General features: G+C 74.9%; 19 protein-coding genes. 14 read left to right on the plus strand and 5 right to left on the minus strand.

Annotated features, from left to right (window positions below; all coding sequences use genetic code 11):
• The first annotated feature begins 23 nt into the window (after positions 1-23).
• A complete protein-coding gene (locus HOQ23_RS15955) occupies positions 24-776 on the plus strand; it encodes an oxidoreductase (protein ID WP_367650531.1) in 753 nt (250 codons plus the stop codon).
• Positions 777-1,049: 273 nt separating this feature from the next.
• Here HOQ23_RS15955 and HOQ23_RS15960 read toward each other — a convergent pair whose 3' ends face one another.
• The 4 genes from HOQ23_RS15960 to HOQ23_RS15975 form a co-directional block, all read right to left on the minus strand.
• Positions 1,050-2,027 (minus strand): ABC transporter substrate-binding protein, encoded by a 978-nt coding sequence (locus tag HOQ23_RS15960; RefSeq protein ID WP_172215570.1) that lies wholly within the window; start codon positions 2,025-2,027, stop codon positions 1,050-1,052.
• Positions 2,028-2,094: 67 nt separating this feature from the next.
• Positions 2,095-2,862, minus strand: coding sequence for an ABC transporter ATP-binding protein (locus HOQ23_RS15965; protein ID WP_172215571.1), 768 nt, complete (start codon positions 2,860-2,862; stop codon positions 2,095-2,097).
• Positions 2,859-3,719, minus strand: coding sequence for an ABC transporter permease (locus HOQ23_RS15970; RefSeq protein ID WP_367650532.1), 861 nt, complete (start codon positions 3,717-3,719; stop codon positions 2,859-2,861). Before HOQ23_RS15970 ends, HOQ23_RS15965 begins: the two co-directional genes overlap by 4 nt.
• A 138-nt stretch (positions 3,720-3,857) precedes the next feature.
• On the minus strand, positions 3,858-4,655 hold the full coding sequence (locus tag HOQ23_RS15975) for an HAD family phosphatase (protein ID WP_172215572.1): 798 nt from the start codon (positions 4,653-4,655) through the stop codon (positions 3,858-3,860).
• Positions 4,656-4,786: 131 nt separating this feature from the next.
• Here HOQ23_RS15975 and ssd point away from each other — a divergent pair, with 131 nt between their 5' ends.
• From ssd to HOQ23_RS16015, 8 genes are all read left to right on the plus strand, one after another.
• A complete protein-coding gene (gene ssd, locus HOQ23_RS15980) occupies positions 4,787-5,833 on the plus strand; it encodes a septum site-determining protein Ssd (RefSeq protein WP_172215573.1) in 1,047 nt (348 codons plus the stop codon).
• The gene (locus tag HOQ23_RS15985; protein WP_367650533.1) at positions 5,830-7,008 is read left to right on the plus strand and encodes a TadA family conjugal transfer-associated ATPase; all 1,179 of its coding nucleotides are present in this window, start codon (positions 5,830-5,832) and stop codon (positions 7,006-7,008) included. Before ssd ends, HOQ23_RS15985 begins: the two co-directional genes overlap by 4 nt.
• Complete coding sequence (locus HOQ23_RS15990) at positions 7,005-7,787, plus strand: type II secretion system F family protein (RefSeq protein ID WP_172215574.1); 783 nt, start codon at positions 7,005-7,007, stop codon at positions 7,785-7,787. Before HOQ23_RS15985 ends, HOQ23_RS15990 begins: the two co-directional genes overlap by 4 nt.
• Positions 7,788-7,789: 2 nt before the next feature.
• Complete coding sequence (locus HOQ23_RS15995; protein WP_172215576.1) at positions 7,790-8,542, plus strand: type II secretion system F family protein; 753 nt, start codon at positions 7,790-7,792, stop codon at positions 8,540-8,542.
• A gap of 153 nt (positions 8,543-8,695) precedes the next feature.
• Entirely contained in the window at positions 8,696-8,887 is a 192-nt protein-coding gene (locus HOQ23_RS16000) for a DUF4244 domain-containing protein (RefSeq protein ID WP_172215578.1), read from the plus strand.
• Positions 8,884-9,276, plus strand: coding sequence for a TadE family protein (locus HOQ23_RS16005; protein WP_172215580.1), 393 nt, complete (start codon positions 8,884-8,886; stop codon positions 9,274-9,276). Before HOQ23_RS16000 ends, HOQ23_RS16005 begins: the two co-directional genes overlap by 4 nt.
• On the plus strand, positions 9,273-9,614 hold the full coding sequence (locus HOQ23_RS16010; protein WP_172215582.1) for an Rv3654c family TadE-like protein: 342 nt from the start codon (positions 9,273-9,275) through the stop codon (positions 9,612-9,614). Before HOQ23_RS16005 ends, HOQ23_RS16010 begins: the two co-directional genes overlap by 4 nt.
• A 32-nt stretch (positions 9,615-9,646) precedes the next feature.
• On the plus strand, positions 9,647-10,855 hold the full coding sequence (locus HOQ23_RS16015) for a cysteine desulfurase-like protein (RefSeq protein WP_172215583.1): 1,209 nt from the start codon (positions 9,647-9,649) through the stop codon (positions 10,853-10,855).
• Positions 10,856-10,871: 16 nt separating this feature from the next.
• Here the strand turns inward: HOQ23_RS16015 and HOQ23_RS16020 are convergent, their stop codons facing one another.
• Positions 10,872-13,232 carry a DEAD/DEAH box helicase gene (locus tag HOQ23_RS16020; RefSeq protein ID WP_172215584.1) on the minus strand — a complete coding sequence of 787 codons (2,361 nt, stop codon included), beginning with the start codon at positions 13,230-13,232 and terminating at the stop codon, positions 10,872-10,874.
• 186 nt (positions 13,233-13,418) lie between these two features.
• On the opposite strand from HOQ23_RS16020, the gene HOQ23_RS16025 reads away from it, so the two are divergent.
• The 5 genes from HOQ23_RS16025 (at position 13,419) to HOQ23_RS16045 (ending at position 21,779) form a co-directional block, all read left to right on the plus strand.
• A complete protein-coding gene (locus tag HOQ23_RS16025) occupies positions 13,419-13,757 on the plus strand; it encodes an anti-sigma factor antagonist (protein WP_166135748.1) in 339 nt (112 codons plus the stop codon).
• Positions 13,758-13,921: 164 nt separating this feature from the next.
• Positions 13,922-16,264 carry a sodium-translocating pyrophosphatase gene (locus tag HOQ23_RS16030; protein WP_172215585.1) on the plus strand — a complete coding sequence of 781 codons (2,343 nt, stop codon included), beginning with the start codon at positions 13,922-13,924 and terminating at the stop codon, positions 16,262-16,264.
• Positions 16,265-16,319: 55 nt separating this feature from the next.
• Entirely contained in the window at positions 16,320-17,807 is a 1,488-nt protein-coding gene (locus HOQ23_RS16035) for a methyltransferase (protein WP_367650534.1), read from the plus strand.
• A 120-nt stretch (positions 17,808-17,927) separates the two neighbouring features.
• Complete coding sequence (topA, locus tag HOQ23_RS16040) at positions 17,928-20,672, plus strand: type I DNA topoisomerase (RefSeq protein ID WP_172215587.1); 2,745 nt, start codon at positions 17,928-17,930, stop codon at positions 20,670-20,672.
• A gap of 219 nt (positions 20,673-20,891) precedes the next feature.
• Positions 20,892-21,779, plus strand: a complete 888-nt coding sequence (locus HOQ23_RS16045) for a hypothetical protein (RefSeq protein ID WP_172215588.1) — start codon at positions 20,892-20,894, stop codon at positions 21,777-21,779.
• Positions 21,780-21,838 lie beyond the last annotated feature (59 nt).

The raw sequence follows: 21,838 nt of genomic DNA on the forward strand, positions 1-21,838 counted from the left end.
GGCCACCAGTAGCGTGTGGCGGCGTGAGTCCCGATCGCCGCGCAGACCCGCCCGCCGCCGCACTGGAGGCGCTGGCCGCGCTCGAGGGCGTCCCGAGCGCGTACGCCGCCGCCCGCGACGGCATCGACGTGATGCTGCGCGACCGCGGCCTGCGGCGCACCTCCCCGGAGACGACGGCCGAGTCGCTGCTGCGCGGCGCGCACGCCAGCGGCGTGCTCGAGGGCTCCACCTCGACCCTGGCCGAGGTCCGGGCCGGTGAGGGCGACGCGATCGCCGCGGACGCGGTGCGGGTCTCGGCGATGCTGCTCTCGGTCGTGCCGACGCTGCGCCAGGCCCCGCTCCAGGCGCTCGCGCGCGTGCACGCCGTGGCCGCCGGCGCCTCCCTGGCCGACGACCGCCTCGGCCGCCCGCGCGACCCGGAGTCGGCCCAGCGGCTGCGCCGGATCGCGGACCTGCTCACCGCCCGCACCGAGGCGCCCGCGCTGCTCGTCGCCGCCGTGGTGCACGCCGAGCTGGCGACCGCGGCACCGTTCCCGTCCCACAACGGCATCGTGGCCCGCGCCGCGGAGCGGCTGGTCCTCGTCGCGCGCGGCGTCGACGAGAAGTCGCTGGTCGTGCCGGAGGCCGGCCACCTGGCCCTGCGCGCGGCGTACGAGTCCAACCTGCGCGGCTACGTCGACGGCGGCCGGGCCGGCGTGCACTCCTGGGTGCTGTACGCCGCGGAGGCGTACGCCGCGGGGGCCGAGGCCAGCCCGCTGCGCCGCGCCGCGGAGTAGGCCCGGACATGCTGGTGGCGCCCGGTCCGTGAAGGATCCGAGCGCCACCGCTGACACGTGAGTCCGCCGGTTAACAGGCGTGCGCGCTCCAACTGCTGCGTCCGGGTCCCGGATCGGTCAGCGCCCATGAGGAAGGGTAGGTCGCCGCGTGGGTTCCGCGGGTCACGTGTACGTGTGTGAACTTGTGAATCCCTGTCTACGCCGCTTCGCGCGCGGGTTCAAGGGTTGACTTCGCGGCCCGCCGGTGGGTGTGCACCCGGCGGGCCGGCGACGTCACTCGACCAGACCGGGCTCCACGATCGAGGCGAAGTCGATCTCCTCGGGCAGCTCGCCGAGCTCGAGGAACAGGTCGGCGAGGGCCTGGGAGCGGGCGATGATCGCGTCGCTGACGGGGATCAGGTCGGAGGCCTTCTGCGCGGCGGCCACCGTCGTGGTGCTGGCCGGCAGGCCGGACTCGGCGGCCCACGCCTCGCCCCACGCGTCGGAGTTCTCCACCGCCCACTCGAAGCCCTGACCGAGGCGGTTCACGAAGTCGGCCACCAGCTCCCGGGTCTCGGGGTCCTCGAGCGCCTTGGTCGAGGCGATCTCGAACTGGGTGCCGAACTCGTCGGGGCGCCCGCCGGTGATCGCGACCGCGTCCTCCTCCTGGATCGCCTGGGTCACGAACGGGTCCCAGACCACCCAGGCGTCGACCGCGCCGGAGGTGAAGGCGGCGAAGCCGTCGGCGGGGGCGAGGTAGTTGGCGTCGATGTCCTCGAAGGTCAGGCCGACGCGGTCGAGCGCGTTGGCCAGCAGGCCGTGCGCCGACGTGCCCCGGCCGACCGCGACCCGCTTGCCCTCGAGGTCCTCGACCTCGGTGATGTCGGAGCCCTGGGGCACCAGGATCGAGTTCTCCTGGAAGTCGCGCTCCTGCACGGCCGCGACCACCTTGAAGTTGGCGCCGGAGGCGGCGCCGATGATCGGCGGGGCGCTGCCGACCCAGGCGACGTCGATCTGGTCGGCGGACGCGGCCTCGACGAGCGGCGGGCCGGAGGTGAACTCCGCCCACTCGATCTCGTAGTCGAGGTCGTCGAGCAGACCGGACGTCTCCAGGACGGCGCGGATTCCGTCCTTCTGCACGCCGACCCGCAGCACCGGGCCGTCGCCGCTGCTGCTCTCGGCGTCCCCGCCGCATGCGGCGAGCGTGGAGAGGCTCAGGCCGAGGGCGGCGGCGAGGACCGCGGTGCGGCGGGCTCGGGTGAATCGGGACATGGGTCTTCTCCTGTGGGGTGGGCGTCGTCGTACGACGGTGGTGCGGTCTGGTGCTGCCGGGCGGGAGTCAGCCCGGGACGGACTCGTCGCGTACGCCGAGCAGCGAGAGGAGCTCGACGCGGCGCGCGACGATCTCGGGGTGGTCGCGGCGGCGCGGCATCGGCAGGTCGAGGCGGGCGTCGTGGACCACGTCGCCGTGCTCCAGGACGAGCACCCGGTCGGCGAGCAGCAGCGCCTCCTCGACGTCGTGGGTGACCAGCAGGACGGCCGGCTGGTGGCGCTGGCACAGCGCCTGGACGAGCTGCTGGGCCGAGATCCGGGTCAGCGCGTCGAGCGCGCTGAACGGCTCGTCGAGCAGCAGCAGGTCGGGCTCGCGGACCAGCGCGCGGGCCAGGGCGACGCGCTGGCGCTGGCCACCGGAGAGCTCGCGGGGCCAGGCGTTCTCGCGGCCGGCGAGGCCGACCTCGGCGAGCATCTCGCGGCCGTGGGCCTCGGGGTCCTTGCCGCGGTGGCCCAGGACGACGTTCTCCAGCGCCCGGCGCCACGGGAACAGGCGCGGGTCCTGGAAGACGACCGCGGGTGCGGAGCCGGTGCGGATGTCCCCGGTGGCCCCGTCGTCGAGGCCGGCGAGGATCCGCAGCAGCGTGGACTTGCCGGAGCCGGAGTGGCCCAGCAGGGCCACGAACTCGCCCGGGGCGATGTCGAGGTCGATGCCGGAGAGGACCTCGGTGTCGCCGAAGGACCGGCGTACGCCGCGGACCCGGACGACCGGGTCGGCGCCGGCGGAGGCCGCAGCGGGCCCGGTGGTGGTGGAGGTGAGACTGGTGGCGGTCATGCGCGGACCCCTTCGTCGCGCCAGCGCAGCGCGCGGCGTTCGAGGACCCTGACGACCAGGTCGGTCAGCAGGCCCAGGACGGCGTAGCAGAGCAGGCCCACGACGATCACGTCGGTGCGCAGGAAGTCGCGGGCGTTGTTGATCAGGTAGCCCAGGCCGGCGCCGGCGTTGATCTGCTCGGCGACGATCAGCGCGAGCCAGGCGACGCCGAGGGACTGGCGCAGGCCGACGAGCGCACCGGGCAGCACCGCGGGCAGGACCAGGTGGCGGGCCTGCTCCCAGCGGGTCAGGCGCAGCGAGATCGCCGCCTCCTTGAGGTCCGGGTCCACGTTGCGCAGCGCGGCGACCAGGTTGAGGTAGAGCGGGACCACCACGCCGAGGGCGACGAGGTAGATCTTCGGCTCCTCCTTGATCCCGAACCAGACGATGAACAGCGGGATCAGGCCGAAGAGCGGCAGCATCCGCACCATCTGCATCAGCGGGTCGATCAGCGCGTCCCCGAGGCGCGAGAGGCCCACGGCGAGGCCGAGGACGACGGCGGCGATCGCCCCGAGCAGGAAGCCGAGCGCGGCCCGGCGCGTGGAGACCCCGAGCGCCTCCATCAGCGCGCCGTCGCGGTAGAGCTCAGCGGTGGTGGAGGCCAGCTCCCGCGGGGAGGGCAGCACGTCGGGGTCCAACAGGCCGGTGGAGGAGGCCACCTGCCACAGCGCCACCAGCAGCACCGGGCTGACCCAGCGCAGGGCGGCGCGGCCGACGCCCTCGATCCGGCGGCGGTTCGCGGTCGGCGGGCCCCCCGTGGGCTGGCCGGGCCCCGTGGCGGCGACGCCGGGGGCGGGTCCGAGAGTCAAAGCAGTCACAAGCCATGAATATAACCAATCTGATACAGATACTGTGTACGTATCGAGGACTGGTCAGGGCGTGTCGGGACCGCCGGCGGCGCCGGGGGCGTCGGGCCGGGGCGTCGGGCCGGCGCCGGGAGAGGGAGCGGCGGCGGGTCAGGCGCCGATGCGGCGCCGGCGGGCGTTGGCCCACAGGGCGCCGCCGACCGCGACCACGCCGCTGACCGCGAGCGCGGCGAGGGCCGGCTTGACCGGGGGCAGCACCCGGCTGCGCAGGGTCACCGGCCGGTTGAAGGTGAGGACCGGCCAGCCGCGCTCGGTGGCGATCCGGCGCAGCTCGCGGTCGGGGTTCACGGCGTACGCGTGCCCGACCGCCTCCAGCATCGGGACGTCGGTCACCGAGTCGCTGTAGGCGAAGCACTCGGCCAGGTCGTAGCCGTGCTCCGCGGCCAGGTCGCGGATCGCCCGCGCCTTCTCCTCGGCGTAGGCGTAGAAGGCGATCTCGCCGGTGTACTTGCCGTCCTCGACCTCCAGGCGGGTCGCGACGACGGTGTCGGCGCCCAGCAGCTGGCCGATCGGCTCGACCACCTCAGCGCCGGAGGCGGAGACGATGACCACGTCGCGCCCGGCGGCGTGGTGCTCCTCGATCAGCGAGACCGCCTCGTCGTAGACCAGCGGGTCCACGATCGTGTGCAGCGTCTCGGCGACGATCTCCTTGACCGTCGCGACGTCCCACCCGGCGCTCAGCTGGGAGAGGAACTGCCGCATCTTCTCCATCTGGTCGTGGTCGGCGCCGCCCACGAGGTAGACGAACTGGGCGTACGCCGAGCGCAGCACCGCGCCGCGGGAGATCAGCCCACCCGCCTGGAACGGCTTGCTGAACGCGAGCGTGCTCGACTTGGCGATGATCGTCTTGTCGAGGTCGAAGAAGGCCGCGGCCCGGCTGGTCGCCATGTCCCCATCGTAGGGACTGCGCCGAGGAGACGGGCCGAGTCGTGCGCACAGGCGGGATCCGGGGGCCGCCCGTCCACAGCCCGGCGTCCGCCCGGCCGGGCGCGGGGACCGGCCGGGGGAGCCTCGCAGCCATGAGCGTCCCCCTCTTCGTCACCGCCGACCCGCAGCTGCGCGAGGAGCTGTTCCGGCTCGCGGCCGCGGCCGGGATCAGCCCCGACCACGCCGGCGACGCGGCGTCCGCGCTGCGTCGCTGGTCCACCGCCCCGCTGGTGCTCCTGGGCGCCGACCTCGCCGAGGAGCTGGCCCGCCTCGGGCCGGCGCGGCGCGGCGGCGTCCACGTCGTGACCTGGGGGCGACCGCCCGACGAGCTGTTCCGCACCGCGCTGGCCGTGGGCGCGGAGAACGTCGCCGAGCTGCCGCGGTCCGACACCTGGGTCACCGAGGCGCTGACCGACCTCGGGGAGACCGGCCGGCCGCGCGGCACGATGGTCGGGGTGATCGGCGGCTCCGGGGGTGCGGGGGCGACGACGTTCGCGTGCGCCCTGGCCCAGGTCGCCGCCCGGCGCGGCCCGGTGGTGGTCGTCGACGCCGACCCGCTCGGTCCCGGAGCGGACCGGGTGCTCGGCCTGGAGGACCGCGACGGCATCCGCTGGGACGCCCTGTGCCAGACCACCGGGCGGCTCAGCGCCCGGTCGCTGCGCGAGGCGCTGCCCCGGCGCGAGGGGCTGGGCGTGCTCACCTGGCACGCCGGGACGCAGGGCCCGCTGCCCGCCTTCGCCGTACGTGAGGCGGTCTCCGCCGCCCAGCGCGGCCACGCCACGGTCGTCGTCGATCTGCCGCGGACGCTCGACGCGCTGGTCGAGGAGGTCTGCGCCCGCTGCGACCTGGTGCTCGTCGTGGTCACGCCGACCGTGGTCGGGCTGGCCTCCGCTGCGCGGCTGTGCGGGCGGTTCCCGGAGCGCTCCGCGCTGCGCCTGGTGGTGCGCGGCGGCGGCATGGACCCGCACCAGGTGACCCGGGTGACGGGGGTCCCGGTGCTCACCACGATGGCGGAGCAGCGCGGCCTCGCCGAGGCCATCGACCTCGGCCTGGGGCCGGTGCGCTCGCGGCGCGGCCCGCTGGGCCGCGCCGCCGCCGACGTGCTGGCCCGGCTCTCGCTCACCACGGCGGCCGCGTGAGCGCGCTGCCGGCCGGGCCGGGAGGAAGCGACGCCGACGTCGACCGGGTGCGTGACCGGCTCGCCGCGCGGCCCGGGGAGCTCACGCCGCACCGGGTGGCCGAGGCGCTGCGCGAGACCGGGCGCCCGGTGGGGGACGCGACGGTCCTCGCGGTCTATGAGTCGCTGCGCCGCGACGTCGTCGGCGCCGGGCCGCTCGAGCCGCTGCTGCGCCTGCCCGGCGTCACCGACGTGCTGGTCAACGGCCCCGAGGAGGTCCACCTGGACCGCGGCGACGGCCTCGAGCGCACCGCCGTCACCTTCCCCGACGATGCCGCGGTGCGCCGCCTGGCCCAGCGCCTCGCCGCGGCCGCGGGTCGCCGCCTCGACGACGCCACGCCGTACGCCGACGTGCGGCTGGCCGACGGCACCCGCTTCCACGCGGTGCTGGCCCCCGTCTCGCGCCCGGGCACCGTCATCTCGCTGCGGGTGCCCCGGCGCGAGCACTTCTCGCTCGACGAGCTGGTCGCGCGCGGCGCGCTGAGCCCGGAGGGCGGGCGGCTGCTGATGGCCGTGGTGGCGGCGCGCCTGGCGTTCCTGGTGAGCGGCGGCACCGGCACCGGCAAGACCACGCTGCTCGCGGCCCTGCTCTCCGCGGTGCCCGCGGACGAGCGGCTGGTGCTGGTGGAGGACTCCTCCGAGCTGCGCCCCGCGCACCCGCACGTGGTCGGGCTCGAGGGCCGGCCGGCCAACGTCGAGGGCGCCGGCGCGATCGAGGTGCGCACGCTGGTGCGCCAGGCGCTGCGGATGCGCCCGGACCGGTTGGTGGTCGGGGAGGTGCGCGGTGGCGAGGTGGTCGACCTGCTCGCCGCGCTCAACACCGGCCACGAGGGCGGCTGCGGCACCCTGCACGCCAACTCCGCCGCCGACGTCCCGGCGCGCGTGGAGGCGCTCGCCCTCGCGGCTGGGCTGGACCGGGCCGCCGCCCACGGCCAGCTCGCCTCCGGGATCGACCTGGTGCTCCACCTGGTGCGCGGGCGCGACGGCGTACGCCGGCTGCGGGAGGCGGCGGTCCCGCGGCGCGAGCGGGACGGGCTGGTGGTGATGGAGACCGCGGTGCGTTTCGACCCCGACGGCCGGTCGCGCACCGGGCCCGGGGCCGACCGGCTCGGCGTGCTGCTGGAGCGGGCGCCGTGAGCGCGGCGGCGCTGGTGGCGAGCGGCTGCGCGGCCCTGGCGGCGGCGCTGCTGCTCGGCCCGGGGCCCGGCGCACGCGCGCCGGCACGGCGGCGGGGACTGCGGGTGCTCGGGCCGGTCGGCGCCTTCGTGGCCGCCGTCGTGGTGATCGACGCGTCCGCGCGGTGGGTGGCGCTCGGCGCGGTCGCGCTGTGCTGCGCGGGCGGTGGCGTGGCGCTGTGGCGCCGCCGCCGGGAACGGCTGGCGGCGGCCGGCACCGCACGCCGGGTGCTGGAGTCGTGCGAGCAGCTGGCCGCCGAGCTCAGCGTCGGGCAGCCGCCCGGGCGCGCCCTGGAGCGGGCGGGGGAGTCGTGGCCGGTGCTGGCCCCGGTCGCCGAGGCGTTCCGGGTGGGCGCCGACGTGCCGCGGGCGCTGCGGGTCGCCGCCGGCGCCCCCGGGGCGGGTGAGCTGCGCCTGGTCGCCGCGGCCTGGCAGGTCTCCCAGCGGACCGGACAGGGCCTCGCCGACGCCGTCGACCGGGTCGCCGCAGGGCTGCGCGCCGCCCAGGGCACCCGCCGGGTCGTCGACGGCGAGCTGGCCTCGGCGCGGGCCACCGCCCGCCTGGTCGCGGGGCTGCCGGTGCTGGCGCTGGCGATGGGCTCGGGTGCCGGCGGCGACCCGGTCGGCTTCCTGCTCGCGCACCCCGTCGGCATCGCGTGCCTCGCGGGAGGCCTCGGGTTCGGCTTCCTCGGCCTGTGGTGGATCGAGGCGATCGCGCGCGACGTGGACCGGGCCCGCTGACCATGGGCGCCGCCGTCCTCCTCGCCGCCCTGGCCGCCGCCGGCGCCGTCGCCCTGGCGCTGCCCTCGCGTGGCGTCCGGCTGCCCGTCCCGGCCGCGGGCGCCCCGGCCGCGGATCCGGTCACCGCTGGGTCCTCAGGGGCGCCGCCCGACGGCTGGATGCTGCGCTGGCGCCCGCTGTGGTGCCTGCTGGTCGGCGCCGCCGCGGCGGTCTTCGTCGGGGGTTCCGCCGGGCCGGTGGCCGGCGCCGCCGGTGCCGCGGCGACCTGGGTGGGGATCGCCCGCGCGGAGCCGCCGGCGCGGCGCCGCGCACGGGAGGCGGTGCTCGCGGACCTGCCGCACGTCGTCAGCCTGCTCGGGGCGGCGCTGCGCTCGGGCACGCCCCCGGACGCCGCCGTCGCGGCGGTCTGCGCGGCGCTGCCCGGCGCGGCCGCCGACCGGCTCGCCCCGGTCTCCGCCCGGCTGGCCCTCGGCGTCGAACCGGTCGCGGTGTGGCAGTCGCTGGCCGAGGACCCCGAGCTCGCCCCGCTGGGTCGCGCGATGGCGCGGGCCCAGTCGACCGGGGCGCCGGTCGTGCGCTCGGTCGAGCGGCTCGCCGACGAGCTCGCGGCCTCCGCCCGGGCCGCCGTGGAGGACCGCGCCCGCGCGGTCGGGGTGCGCGCCGCGCTGCCGCTCGGGCTGTGCCTGCTGCCGGCCTTCGTGCTGGTCGGCATCGTGCCGCTCGTCGCCGGGCTGCTCGGCACCCTGGGCCTGTGAGGCCCGCGCCCGGCGCGCCGGGCCACCAGTCGTCCACCGTCGGCCCGCCCGCACCGGACTCCACAGCGGCCCACCCGGTCCCCTCCGTCGGGCCTCTCGCGTCCGCAGGCTCGGGTCACGAGGCCACGCCCGTGGCCGCCGAAGGAGGAGCCCATGCGACACCTGCGCAACCACCCCGCACCCCCGAGCGACGAGCGGGGCATCACCACCGCCGAGTACGCCGTCGGCACGGCCGCCGGCGCCGGCCTGGCCGGCCTGCTCTACAAGCTGCTCACCGGTGGCTTCGGCGACCGGCTGCTGAAGACCCTGTTCGATCACGTGCTCGGGCTGCTGGGCATCGGATGAGGACGGCCGGCTCCCGGTGGCCGCGCCGTCCCGGGCGTGGCGACCGCGGCGCGGCCACCGCGGAGCTGGCGCTGGTGCTGCCGATCCTGGTGGCCGTCACTATCGGCCTGGTCTGGCTGCTCTCGGCCGGGGTGGCCCAGGTGCGGGCGGTGGACGCGGCGCGCGAGACCGCGCGGATGGCGGCCCGCGGGGACAGCGACGCCGAGGCGCTCGCCCGCGGACGGGAGGTGGCGTTCGAGGGGAGCGAGGTGACCTTGGCCCGGGGCGGCGGCGAGGTGCGCGCGGTGGTGCGGGGCACCGTGCACGGCCCGGGCGGCCTGTTCGGGGCACTGCCCGGCATCCGGGTGCACGCCGAGGCGGTCGCCGTCGACGAGGGGGCGCCGCCATGAGCCGCGGGGAGCGAGGAGGGGCCACCGTCCTCGCGGTCGCGCTGACCGGGCTGCTCCTGCTCCTCGGCGTGGCGCTCGCGCTCGTGGCGGGCGTGGTCGTGGCCCACCGGCAGGCCCAGTCGGCCGCCGATCTCGCGGCGCTGGGTGCAGCCGGCGCGCTGGTCGACGGGCGGGACCCGTGCACGGCCGGATCGGCGGTGGCCGCCGCCAACGGGGCGCGGCTGGTGGGCTGCGCGGTGCAGGGGCGCACCGTCCTCGTGCGGGTCCAGGTCGCCGGACCCGCGTGGCGCGAGTGGGGCGTCGACCCGGTCGCCGAGGCCCGGGCGGGGCAGGAGTGAGACGGAGGGGGCGAGGCGCGAGGATGTCCGCCATGAGCCTCGACGTCGACCGCGTCCGCGCGGACTTCCCCGCCCTCCAGCAGGGCGTCGCCTTCTTCGACGGCCCCGGCGGGACGCAGGTACCGCGGCAGGTGGCCGAGGCGGTCGCCGCCACGATGACCGCCGGGCTCTCCAACCGGGGCACGGTCACGGCCGCCCAGCGGCGGGCGGACGCGGTGACCCTCGGGGCGCGCGCGGCGGTGGCCGACCTGCTCGGCTGCGACCCGGCCGGGGTGGTCTTCGCCCGCTCGGCGACCCAGGCGACGTACGACGTGTCGCGCGCGCTCGCGAAGCAGTGGGGTCCGGGCGACGAGGTCGTGGTCACTCGCCTCGACCACGACTCCAACATCCGGCCCTGGGTGCAGGCCGCCGAGCGGGTGGGAGCCACGGTGCGCTGGGTCGGGTTCGACCCCTCGACCGGCGAGCTCGGCGTCGACGACGTCCGCGCGGCGCTGTCCGAGCGCACCCGGCTGGTGGCGGTCACCGGCGCGTCCAACGTGCTCGGCACCCGTCCCGACGTGCCCGCGATCGCGGCGGCGGTGCACGCCGCGGGCGCCCTGCTCTACGTCGACGGGGTGCACCTCACGCCGCACGCGCCGGTGGACGTCGCGGCGCTGGGCGCCGACTTCTACGCCTGCTCGCCGTACAAGCTGTTCGGGCCGCACCACGGCCTGGTGGTCGCCGCGCCGCAGCTGTGGGACGGGCTCCACCCCGACAAGCTGGTGCCGTCCTCCGACGCGGTGCCCGAGCGCTTCGAGCTCGGCACGCTGCCCTACGAGCTGCTCGCCGGCACCACCGCGGCGATCGACCACCTCGCCGGGCTCGCCCCCGGGGACGCGCCCCGGGACGACCGGCGGGCCCGCCTGCTCGCGTCGATGCGGGCGGTGGAGGAGCACGAGGCCCGACTGCTCGACCGGCTCCTGACCGGGCTGCGTGGGATCGAGGCGGTCACCCTGCACGGCGACCCGGCGCAACGCACCCCGACGGTGTTCTTCTCGGTCGCCGGGCACCCGGGCCACGAGGTCCAGGCCCACCTCGCCGCGCTCGGCGTCAACGCGCCGGCCAGCCACTTCTACGCGATCGAGGCCTCGCGCTGGCTGGGCCTGGGCGACGACGGTGCGGTGCGTGCGGGCCTGGCTCCCTACACCAGCGACGAGGACGTCGACCGGCTGCTCGCCGGGGTCGCCGCGCTCGCAGGCTGACCGCGCGGGCCGGGACTCAGTCCCCGCGGGGCGCGTGCTCGAGCAGCAGGTCCAGCAGCGCCACCGCGCCCGGCTTGTCGAGCGGGTTGTTCTGGTTGCCGCACTTGGGCGACTGGATGCAGGAGGGGCAGCCCTCCACGCAGCCGCACGCGGCGATCGTGTCGCGGGTCGCGGTCAGCCAGTCCCGCGCGGCGGCGTAGCCGCGCTCGGCGAAGCCGGCCCCGCCCGGGTGCCCGTCGTGGACGAAGACCGTCAGCTGCCCGGTGTCGGGGTGCAGCGCGGTCGAGACGCCGCCGATGTCCCAGCGGTCGCAGGTGGCGAACAGCGGCAGCAGCCCGATCGAGCAGTGCTCGGCGGCGTGCGCGGCGCCGGGCAGGTCGGCCGGAAGGATCCCGCTCTCGGCGAGCACGTCGGCCGGCACCGTCCACCACACCGCGGAGGTCGCCAGCGTGCGCTCGGGCAGGTCGAGGGGCTCCTCGGCGACCACCTCGCCGCTGGGGTGACGGCGCTTGAGGAACGACACCACCTGGTGGCGCACCTCCACGTCGCCGAAGGAGAGCCGGCAGGGTCCCCAGGTCTCGTGCTGGCGCTCGGCGACGATCGCGATGTCGGTGACCTCGCGCGCCGAGGTGGAGTAGTCGGGCTCGGCGCGCACGATCTCGGCGACGTGGTCCTCGAGGTCCAGCGAGGTCACCAGCCAGGTCTCGCCGCGGTGGACGTAGACCGCGCCCGGGTGGGCGGCGGCGTGGGAGCTGGCCGCGTCGACGGTGCCGACCACCCGGCCGGTGCCCTCCTCGACGAGCTGGACCGGGCTCCCGCCGCTCGAGCGGATGTCGGCGAGGTCGGCCGCACGGCGCCGGTCGGTCCAGAACCAGCCCCGGGGGCGCCGGCGCAGCAGCCCGATGTCGGTCAGCGAGTCGACGACCGTGCGGGCGTCGGGGCCGAAGAGGGGCAGCTCCTCCTCGGTGAGCGGCCGCTCCTGGGCGGCGGCGCACAGGTGCGGGCCCAGGACGTAGGGGTTGCCGGGGTCGAACACGGTCGCCTCGACCGGGCGTCCCAGCAGGGTCTCAGGGTGGTGCACGAGGTAGGTGTCCAGCGGGTCGTCGCGGGCCACGAGCACGCCGATCGCGTCCTGCGCGCCGCGCCCGGCGCGACCGACCTGCTGCCAGAACGCGGCCCGGGTGCCGGGGAACCCGGCCACCAGCACGGCGTCCAGGCCGCTGATGTCGATGCCGAGCTCGAGGGCGTTGGTGGCCGCCAGCCCGCGCAGCTCGCCGCGGCGCAGGGCGTCCTCGATCGCGCGCCGCTCCTCGGGCAGGTAGCCGCCGCGGTACGCCGCGACCCGCCCGGCCAGCGAGGGGTCGACCTCGGCGAGCAGCCCCGCCGCGCTCATCGCGACCTGCTCGGCGCCGCGGCGCGAGCGCACGAAGGCCAGGGTCCGCACGCCCGCGACCACCAGGTCGGCGAGCAGGTCGGCGGTCTCGGAGGACGCGGCGCGCCGCACCGGGGCGCCGTTCTCGCCGGCGCCGGCGGTGAAGGGCGGCTCCCACAACGCCATCGAGAGGCGTCCGCGTGGCGAGGTGTCGCCGGTGACGGCGAGGACCTCCAGGCCGGTGAGGCGCTCGGCCGCGCGCTCCGGCTCCGCGACCGTGGCCGAGGCGAGCACGAACGTGGGGTGTGCGCCGTAGTGGGCGCAGATGCGGCGCAGCCGGCGCAGCACGTGGGAGACATGGGCGCCGAACACGCCGCGGTAGTGGTGGCACTCGTCGATCACGACGTAGCGCAGCGAGCCCAGGAAGGCCGCCCACCGCTCGTGGCCCGGCAGCAGCGAGCGGTGCAGCATGTCGGGGTTGGTCAGGACGTACTCGGCGTGGTCGCGCGCCCAGTCGCGCTGCTCGCGGGCGCTGTCGCCGTCGTGGGTGGTGATCCGCACGTCGAGCCCGAGCCCGCCCATCGAGTGCAGCTGGTCCTGGGCCAGCGCCTTGGTCGGGGCGACGTAGAGCACGGTCGCGCCCCGGCGCCCCCGCGGGCTGCGCGCGGCGCGGATGTCGGTGAGCGCCGGGAGCTGGTAGGCCAGGGACTTGCCCGAGGCGGTGCCGGTGGCCAGGACGACGTGCTGTCCCTCGTGGGCCGCCTCCGCCGCGACCACCTGGTGGCGCCACGGGGCGACGAGCCCGCGCCCGGCGTACGCCGCGACGACCTCGGGGTCCGCCCACGCCGGCCAGTCGGCCGTGAGGCCCTCGCGTGCGGGGAGGACCTCGAGGTGGACCAGACGGTCTTCGCGACCCGGGACGGCGGCGAGCCGCTCGACGAGTCCGGTCACGGCCGAGGGCCCCGAGGCTCCCGCCGCAGGCGGGAGATGGAGCGAGATGGCCATACCGGCAGTGTCGCAAACGCCTCCGACAGCCCCGGAATCGAGCGTGCGGAGGGGGACTCGTCCACCGTCGGAGTGGCGGTGTCTGTGCGCAGGAGCGGGGCCCGTGGTTTCATATGGCAGGCCGGATGTCGGGGCGGGGGACGTCTCGGTGGCCGGCTCGCTCAGCCCGCCTCTCGAGGAGTAACCGTGGACCTCACTCTTGCAACACGCGACGTCGATGGGAAGACCATCGTTGCCGTCGGTGGCGAGATCGACGTCTACACCGCCCCGAAGCTCCGTGACAAGATCACCGAGCTCGTCGCTGCGGGCGTCTATGACCTCGTGATCGACATGGAAGCGGTGGAGTTCCTGGACTCCACCGGCCTCGGCGTGCTCGTCGGCGGCCTCAAGAAGGTGCGGGCCCACGACGGCTCGCTGCACCTGGTCTGCACCCAGGACCGGCTGCTCAAGATCTTCCGCATCACCGGCCTGTCGAAGGTGTTCGTGATCCACGACTCCGCCGACGCCGCACTCGCCGGCAGCTGACCTCCGCGTCCGCTCAGCCCGGTCCCCGTCGGGGGCCGGGCTCGGCGTCGTCCCCGCGCGCCCTGGTGTGACCCAGGTCTCATCTGCGTAGACTCCGGCTCGTTCCGACGCTGGACGAGCGGGATCCAGCCGGACACCACCCCACCGGCAGCAGGAGGAAACACATGTTGGCGTTCTCACCGGCAGTCGTGGAGGTCTCGGGGGGCAATCTCGTCCTGGTGATCGTCGTCGCCCTGATCGCGCTGGGCGCTCTGGCGATGGCGGCGATGTTCCGCCAGGAGGTCCTTGCCGCGCCCGAAGGCACTCCCGACATGAAGGCAATCGCGCAGGCGGTGCAGGAGGGTGCCGACGCCTACCTCCAGCGGCAGTTCCGCACGCTCGCGGTCTTCGCGGCGCTCGCGTTCTTCCTGCTCCTGGCGCTGCCGGCCGACGACTGGGCGGTGCGGGTCTTCCGCTCGGTGTTCTTCCTCATCGGAGCGGGGTTCTCCGCCGCCGTGGGCTACCTGGGCATGTCCCTGGCGGTCCGGGCCAACCTGCGGGTCGCGGCCGCCGCCAACACCGTCGGGCGCGAGACCGCGATGCACATCGGGCTGCGCACCGGGGCGATGGTCGGCATGCTCACCGTCGGCCTGGGCCTGCTCGGAGCCAGCGTCGTGGTGATCTTCTTCCAGGACCAGGCGCCGCACGTGCTCGAGGGCTTCGGCTTCGGCGCCGCGCTGCTGGCGATGTTCATGCGGGTCGGCGGCGGCATCTTCACCAAGGCCGCCGACGTCGGTGCCGACCTGGTCGGCAAGGTCGAGCAGAACATCCCCGAGGACGACCCGCGCAACGCCGCGACCATCGCCGACAACGTGGGCGACAACGTCGGCGACTGTGCCGGGATGGCCGCCGACCTCTTCGAGTCCTACGCCGTGACCCTGGTGGCGGCGCTGATCCTCGGCTCCCAGGCCTTCGGCGACGCCGGCCTGGTCTACCCGCTCCTGATCCCCGCCATCGGCGCGCTCACCGCGGTCGCCGGCGTCTACCTGACCCGGCCCCGGTCCGGGGAGAGCGGTCTGACCACGATCAACAAGTCCTTCTACCTCTCCTCCGCGATCGCCGCGGTGGCCTCGGTGATCGTGTCCTTCCTCTACCTCCCGACCAGCTTCGGCGAGCTCGAGGGGCTCGAGGACAACCTGATCGACCAGGTCCTCGGCGGCACCAGCGAGGGCAACCCGGCGCTGATCGCGGCGGTCGCGGTCGTGATCGGCATCGTGATGGCCGCGGGCATCCTCGGGCTGACCGGCTACTACACCGGGACCGAGCACACCCCGGTGCGCGAGGTCGGGGAGACCTCGCTGACCGGCCCGGCCACGGTGATCCTCTCGGGCCTGGCCCTCGGCTTCGAGTCGGCGGTCTACACCACCCTGGTCATCGGCGCCGCGGTCTTCGGGGCGTTCCTGCTCGGCGGCGCCTCGCTCACCATCTCGCTGTTCGCCGTGGCCCTCGCCGGCTGCGGGCTGCTGACCACCGTCGGCGTCATCGTCGCGATGGACACCTTCGGCCCCGTCTCCGACAACGCCCAGGGCGTTGCGGAGATGTCGGGCGACGTCAGCCCGGAGGGCGCCCAGATCCTCACCGAGCTCGACGCCGTCGGCAACACCACCAAGGCGATCACCAAGGGCATCGCGATCGCGACCGCGGTGCTCGCCGCGACCGCCCTGTTCGGCTCCTACGCCACCTCGGCCTTCGAGGCCATCGACGACGCGGGCGCGGTCGACTTCGACCTCGCCGACTTCTTCGTCTTCAACCCGGCGGTGCTCGTCGGGGTCCTGCTCGGCGCCGCCGTGGTGTTCATGTTCTCCGGCCTGGCGATCAACGCGGTCGCCCGAGCGGCCGGCGCGGTGGTCTACGAGGTGCGCCGCCAGTTCCGCGAGATCCCCGGGATCATGGAGGGCACCGGACGACCGGAGTACGGCAAGGTCGTCGACATCGTCACCCGCGACTCGCTGCGCGAGCTGATCACCCCCGGCCTGCTGGCCGTGCTCGCGCCGATCGCCGTCGGGTTCGGCCTCGGCGTCTCCGCCCTGGCCGGCTTCCTGGCCGGCGCCATCGGCACCGGCACGCTGATGGCGGTCTTCCTGGCCAACTCCGGCGGCGCCTGGGACAACGCCAAGAAGCTGGTCGAGGACGGCCACCACGGCGGCAAGGGCTCCGACGCGCACTCCGCCACGATCATCGGCGACACCGTCGGCGACCCGTTCAAGGACACCGCCGGCCCGGCCATCAACCCGCTGATCAAGGTGATGAACCTCGTCTCCCTGCTCATCGTCGGCGCGGTGGTCTCGCTGAGCGTCGGCGAGGACCAGAACGACGTCGCCCGGATCGCCATCGCGCTGGTCGCCGTGGCGATCATCGCCGTCGCGATCTATGTCTCCAAGCGCCGCGGCGTCTCCCTCGGCGACGACCAGTCGTCGGTTCCGCCCGCGCCGTCGTCCGACCCCTCGCCGGCCGCGCCCGGCCACTGATCGCGGCGGACGGCACCGTCCGAGGTGTCGGGCACGGACCCCTAGGCTGGGGCCCGTGCCCGACACCGATCTCCCCGCACGACTCCGATCGGCCCTCGAGGCCGCCGACTTCACCTACGACGCCGTCGCCGAGCTGCTCGGCCCCCGCGCCCACGACGCGCTGGCCCGCAACGAGACGACGCCGGGGGTACGCCGTACCGCCGGCGGGTCGCCGCTGGAGACCCTGGTGCGGCTCTTCCTGCTCCAGCAGACCGTCCCCCGCGCCGCGGCCGACGCCGCGCTGCCCGGCCTCGTCGACCGGCTCGCCGTGGAGGGCCTGGTCGAGCAGTCCGTGAGCGAGGTCGCCGCCCGCCTCGACGTGCGGCCCTACGGAACCGACGCCGACGAGCCGCTGTGGGTGGTCAGCGACCTCACGCCCGGCCTGGACGGCGGCCCGCAGCGCGTCGGCCCCGACCACGTGCTCGGCATCAGCTCCGCCTCCACCTCGCTGGCCCAGCTGACCCTGCGCGACCCGGTCGGGCGCTCCCTGGACCTCGGCACCGGCTGCGGCGTCCAGGCGCTGCACCTCGCGCGCCACAGCGACGCCGTGGTCGCCACCGACGTCAACCAGCGCGCCCTGCGCATCACCCGCTTCAACGCCGCGCTGAACGGCGTGGCCGACGTCGTCGAGGTCCGCGACGGCTCGTTCTTCGAGCCGGTGCGCGAGGAGCGCTTCGACCTGATCGCCACCAACCCGCCGTTCGTGATCTCCCCGGCGACCGGCGAGCGGCTGGTCTACCGCGACAGCGGCCTGCCCGGCGACCGCGTCGTGGAGGACATCGTCCGCACCGCCCCCGCCCACCTGAACCCCGGCGGCTGGTGCCAGGTGCTCGCCAACTGGGTGATCAGCCGGGAGCGGTCCTGGGACGAGCGGCTGCTGCCGTGGCTCGCCGACGACTGCGACGCGTTCGTGGTGCAGCGCGAGGTCCTCGACCCCGCGGCGTACGTCGAGCTGTGGCTCAAGGACGCCGGCCAGCACGGCGCGCCCGACTACGTGCGCCGCTACGACACCTGGCTGTCGTGGTTCGACGAGCAGGGCATCGAGGCGGTCGGCTTCGGCTGGATCAACCTGCGCAAGCGCACCGCCGACGCGCCCGGGAGCGCGGCGCGCGAGCTGCTGGAGTGGCCCTACGACGTCGAGCAGCCGGTCGCCGCCGCGATCGGTGCCTGGGGCGACGCCGTCGAGGTGCTCGACGACGGAGTCGACGCCGCCAGTCGCCTGGTGGTGCGCGACGACGTCCAGCAGGAGACCGTCGGGCTGCCCGGCGCCGAGGACCCCGAGGCCGTCGTCCTGCGCCAGCGCCGCGGCCTGCGCCGCGCCCGCCGCGCGGACACCCTCGAGGCCGCGCTCGTCGGCGCCTGCGACGGGGAGCTCAGCCTCGGCCAGATCCTCGACGCGCTCGCCCAGCTGCTCGAGCGCGATCCCGCCCAGGTGCGCGAGACCTACCTCCCGGTCGTGCGCGAGCTGGTGGCCGAGGGCTTCTTGGAGCCGGCCGACGTCTAGCACCTGCGGGTCCGCCCCTCCGGGCGGCCCCGAAACCACCCCCGCGACGGCTCGTGGGCAAAAGCGCCTCGGGCACGCGCTACCGTGAGCCGCTGACCGGCACGAAGAGAAAGAGCAGACGTGGCACACAAGTTGGTGATCGTCGAGTCCCCGGCGAAGGCCCGCACCATCGGCGGGTACCTCGGACAGGGGTACGTCGTCGAGTCCTCCATCGGCCACATCCGTGACCTCCCGCAGAGCGCAGCGGAGACACCGGCCAAGATCAAGGACAAGCCCTGGGGTCGCCTCGGCGTCGACGTGGAGCACGGGTTCGAGCCCTACTACGTGGTCCCGCGCGACAAGAAGGCCCACATGGCCAAGCTCAAGTCGCTGCTGAAGGACGCCGACGAGCTCTACCTCGCCACCGATGAGGACCGCGAGGGAGAGGCGATCGCCTGGCACCTCCTCGACGAGCTGAAGCCCAAGAAGGGCGTCCCGGTCAAGCGGATGGTCTTCCACGAGATCACCAAGCCGGCCATCCAGGCCGCCGCCGAGAACCCCCGCGAGCTCGACATGGACCTCGTCGAGGCCCAGGAGGCGCGTCGCATCCTCGACCGCCTCTACGGCTACGAGGTCTCCCCGGTGCTGTGGAAGAAGATCATGTCCGGCCTGTCCGCCGGCCGGGTCCAGTCGGTCGCGACCCGCCTGGTCGTGGACCGCGAGCGTGAGCGGATGCGCTTCCACGTCGCGTCGTACTGGGACCTCGAGGGGACCTTCGACGCCGGCAGCAAGCACGACCAGCGGATGTTCCCCGCCAAGCTGCACTCCGTCGACGGCGCCCGCGTCGCCCGCGGCTCCGACTTCGGCCCCGACGGGCTGCTGAAGAAGACCGACGGCATCGTCCACCTCGACCGCACCCGCGCCGAGGCGCTGTCCGCGGCGCTGCAGGACGCGACGTACGACGTGCGCTCGGTGGAGTCCAAGCCCTACCGCCGCAGCCCCTACGCGCCGTTCCGCACCACGACGCTGCAGCAGGAGGCCAGCCGCAAGCTCGGCATGAGCGCGAGCGTGACCATGTCGGTCGCCCAGCGCCTCTACGAGAACGGCTTCATCACCTACATGCGTACCGACTCCACCACCCTCTCGGGCGGGGCGGTCGAGGCGGCGCGCAACCAGGTGCGCGAGCTGTACGGCGCGGAGTACCTCCCGGACAAGCCCCGCACCTACGCCTCCAAGGTCAAGAACGCCCAGGAGGCGCACGAGGCGATCCGGCCCGCCGGCGAGTCCTTCCGGACGCCCGCCCAGACCGGGCTCACCGGGGAGCAGTTCCGCCTCTACGAGCTGATCTGGATGCGCACCGTCGCCTCCCAGATGAAGGACGCCACCGGCCAGTCGGTCTCGATCCGGCTGGGCGGCACCGCGGCCACCGGCGAGGACGTCGTCTTCGCCGCCAGCGGCCGCGTGATCACCTTCCACGGCTTCCTCAAGGCCTACGTCGAGGGCGTCGAGGAGGGTGCCGCGAAGGACGACGCGGAGACCCGCCTGCCCGCGCTCGTCGAGGGCGACGCGGTCTCGGCCGCGTCGGTGAGCGCCAACGGCCACGAGACCAAGCCGCCGGCCCGCTACACCGAGGCCACGCTGATCAAGGAGCTCGAGGACCGCGAGATCGGCCGCCCCTCGACGTACGCCTCGATCATCGGCACCATCCTGAACCGCGGCTACGTCTACAAGAAGGGCACCGCGCTGGTGCCGGCGTGGCTGGCCTTCTCGGTGGTGCGCCTGCTCGTGGAGCACTTCCCCCGGCAGATCTCCTATGAGTTCACCGCCGAGATGGAGGACGTGCTCGACGAGATCGCGGCCGGCCGCAAGGACCGCAACACCGAGCTCGGCGAGTTCTACTACGGCTCCGGCGACGTGGACGGGCTCAAGAAGCTCGTCGACGGGCTCGGCGACATCGACGCGCGCGAGCTCGCGACGTTCCCGATCGGCGATCCCGAGGCCGGGATCAACCTGCGGGTGGGGCGCTACGGCCCCTACCTGGAGGGCCCGGGCGACGACGGCACCCCGGCCGGCAAGCGGGCGAACGTGCCCGACGACCTGCCGCCCGACGAGCTGACCCTCGAGAAGGCCGCCGAGCTGTTCGCCAACCCGGCGGGCGAGGAGATCGCGCTCGGCACGCACCCGGAGACCGGGCTGCAGGTCGTGGCGAAGAACGGCCGCTTCGGCCCCTACGTCACCGAGGTGCTCCCCGAGGACGCGCCGAAGTCGGCGAAGCCGCGCACCGGCTCGCTGTTCAAGTCGATGTCGCTGGACACCGTGACCCTCGCCGACGCGGTCAAGCTGCTCGAGCTGCCGCGCGTGGTCGGCGAGGACCCGGAGAGCGGCGAGGAGATCACCGCCCAGAACGGCCGCTACGGCCCGTACCTGAAGAAGGGCACGGACTCGCGGTCGCTGACCAGCGAGGACCAGATCTTCTCGGTGACCCTCGACGAGGCGCTGAAGATCTACGCCCAGCCCAAGCAGCGCGGCCGGGCCGCGGCGGCGCCGCCGCTCAAGGAGCTGGGCAACGACCCGGTCTCCGGGCAGCCGGTCGTGGTGAAGTCGGGCCGCTTCGGCGAGTACGTCACCGACGGCGAGTACAACGCGACGCTGCGCAAGGACGACACGGTCGAGGCGATCACCCTCGAGCGCGCCGCCGAGCTCCTCGCCGAGCGCCGCGAGCGCGGCCCGGCGAAGAAGGCCGCCAAGAAGACGGCCAAGAAGGCGCCCGCGAAGAAGGCCGCCGCCAAGAAGGCCCCGGCCAAGAAGGCGGCCGCCAAGAAGGGCACGGCCACCAAGACCGCGGCCAAGAAGACCACCAAGAAGGCGGCCGCCGACCCCGAGTGAGTCGGCGGGCCGGTTGGTTGAGCTCACGTCCGTGGGTCGAGCCTGTCGAAACCCCATCGGTTTCGACAGGCTCGACCACCGGCGCCGTAGCTCCGTCGACCCCTGCGCGCGCCCACCCGCGGCGACCCGGTCTGGACCACTATCGCCGCCGCGACTCCCATTTCTAAACAGGTGTCTTAATGTCGGGGACCGTCCGGAACCCCCGAATCCAGGAGCACCATGCGCATCCTCCCCTCCGCCCTCGCGCTCGCCGTCGCCGCCGGCCTGGCCGTCCCGGCATTCGCCACCCCCGCCGCCGCGACCACCACGCCGGCCCCGCGCAAGGCCCCGGCCTTCCAGGTGAGCGCCGCCGCGTCCGGCCAGGCGATCGTCGGCAAGACGATCACCCTCAAGGGCCGCGTCGTCGGCCCCGGCGCCGCGAAGTCGCCGGTCACCGTCCAGGTCCGCCACGCCGCCGGCGGCTGGAAGAAGGCCGCCACCGTGCGGACCAACGCCAAGGCGGCGTACACCGCGAAGATCTCGCTCACCCGGGCCGGGGCGACCTCGCTGCGCGTGGTCAAGCCCCGGTCGGCCACGCGCGCCGCCGGGACGAGCAAGCCGGTGGCGCTCACCGTGCAGAAGTGGATCGACCTGGCCCAGTCGCCGCACCTGGCCGTCGGCGTCGGCTTCCACCACCACTCTGCGACCATCGCCGGGACCCGCTACGCGTCCTCGCTCCAGGCCGCCGGGTCCGGGATGTACGCCTTCGCCACCGGTGGCGCCTGCTCGCGCCTGGAGCTGCGCTTCGGGTTCCGTGACGCCGACCGCCCGCTCCTGGCGAGCGACGCCGCGATGTCGCTGGCGGTGGCGAGCGCGGCGCGGTTCGAGGGGGCGCTGCCCGACGAGGGCGCGGAGGTGCAGCGGACCGGGATCGGCGCGGCGAAGCGGGTGGGCGTCGACCTGGGGACCGACCGCTTCGTCGCCATGATCGTGGAGGCCCAGGGTTACGCGGAGGGAAGTGACGTGGGCGTCCCGATCCGCACCGTGATCGCCGAGCCGCGCATGCTCTGCTCGGTCGACACGCTGCCGGCGATCGGCGACGAGGACATCTTCGGGGCGCTGTCCTGATCCTGCCCGTGTGCCGTGCCGGCGCCGACCGTGCCCACGCCGGGCACGGTCGGCGCTGC

It is taken from the genome of Nocardioides sp. zg-DK7169 (assembly GCF_013155365.1).
GTDB lineage: Bacteria > Actinomycetota > Actinomycetes > Propionibacteriales > Nocardioidaceae > Nocardioides.

Bases quoted from the DNA above. Each gene is read 5' to 3' on its own strand.
- HOQ23_RS16015 (WP_172215583.1), top strand. From the start codon at position 9,647: ATGAGCCTCGACGTCGACCGCGTCCGCGCGGACTTCCCCGCCCTCCAG.
- HOQ23_RS15960 (WP_172215570.1), bottom strand. From the start codon at position 2,027: ATGTCCCGATTCACCCGAGCCCGCCGCACCGCGGTCCTCGCCGCCGCC.
- HOQ23_RS16020 (WP_172215584.1), bottom strand. From the start codon at position 13,232: ATGGCCATCTCGCTCCATCTCCCGCCTGCGGCGGGAGCCTCGGGGCCC.
- HOQ23_RS16010 (WP_172215582.1), top strand. From the start codon at position 9,273: ATGAGCCGCGGGGAGCGAGGAGGGGCCACCGTCCTCGCGGTCGCGCTG.
- HOQ23_RS16030 (WP_172215585.1), top strand. From the start codon at position 13,922: ATGTTGGCGTTCTCACCGGCAGTCGTGGAGGTCTCGGGGGGCAATCTC.
- HOQ23_RS15995 (WP_172215576.1), top strand. From the start codon at position 7,790: ATGGGCGCCGCCGTCCTCCTCGCCGCCCTGGCCGCCGCCGGCGCCGTC.
- ssd (WP_172215573.1), top strand. From the start codon at position 4,787: ATGAGCGTCCCCCTCTTCGTCACCGCCGACCCGCAGCTGCGCGAGGAG.
- HOQ23_RS15975 (WP_172215572.1), bottom strand. From the start codon at position 4,655: ATGGCGACCAGCCGGGCCGCGGCCTTCTTCGACCTCGACAAGACGATC.
- HOQ23_RS16005 (WP_172215580.1), top strand. From the start codon at position 8,884: ATGAGGACGGCCGGCTCCCGGTGGCCGCGCCGTCCCGGGCGTGGCGAC.
- HOQ23_RS16000 (WP_172215578.1), top strand. From the start codon at position 8,696: ATGCGACACCTGCGCAACCACCCCGCACCCCCGAGCGACGAGCGGGGC.
- HOQ23_RS15965 (WP_172215571.1), bottom strand. From the start codon at position 2,862: ATGACCGCCACCAGTCTCACCTCCACCACCACCGGGCCCGCTGCGGCC.
- HOQ23_RS16045 (WP_172215588.1), top strand. From the start codon at position 20,892: ATGCGCATCCTCCCCTCCGCCCTCGCGCTCGCCGTCGCCGCCGGCCTG.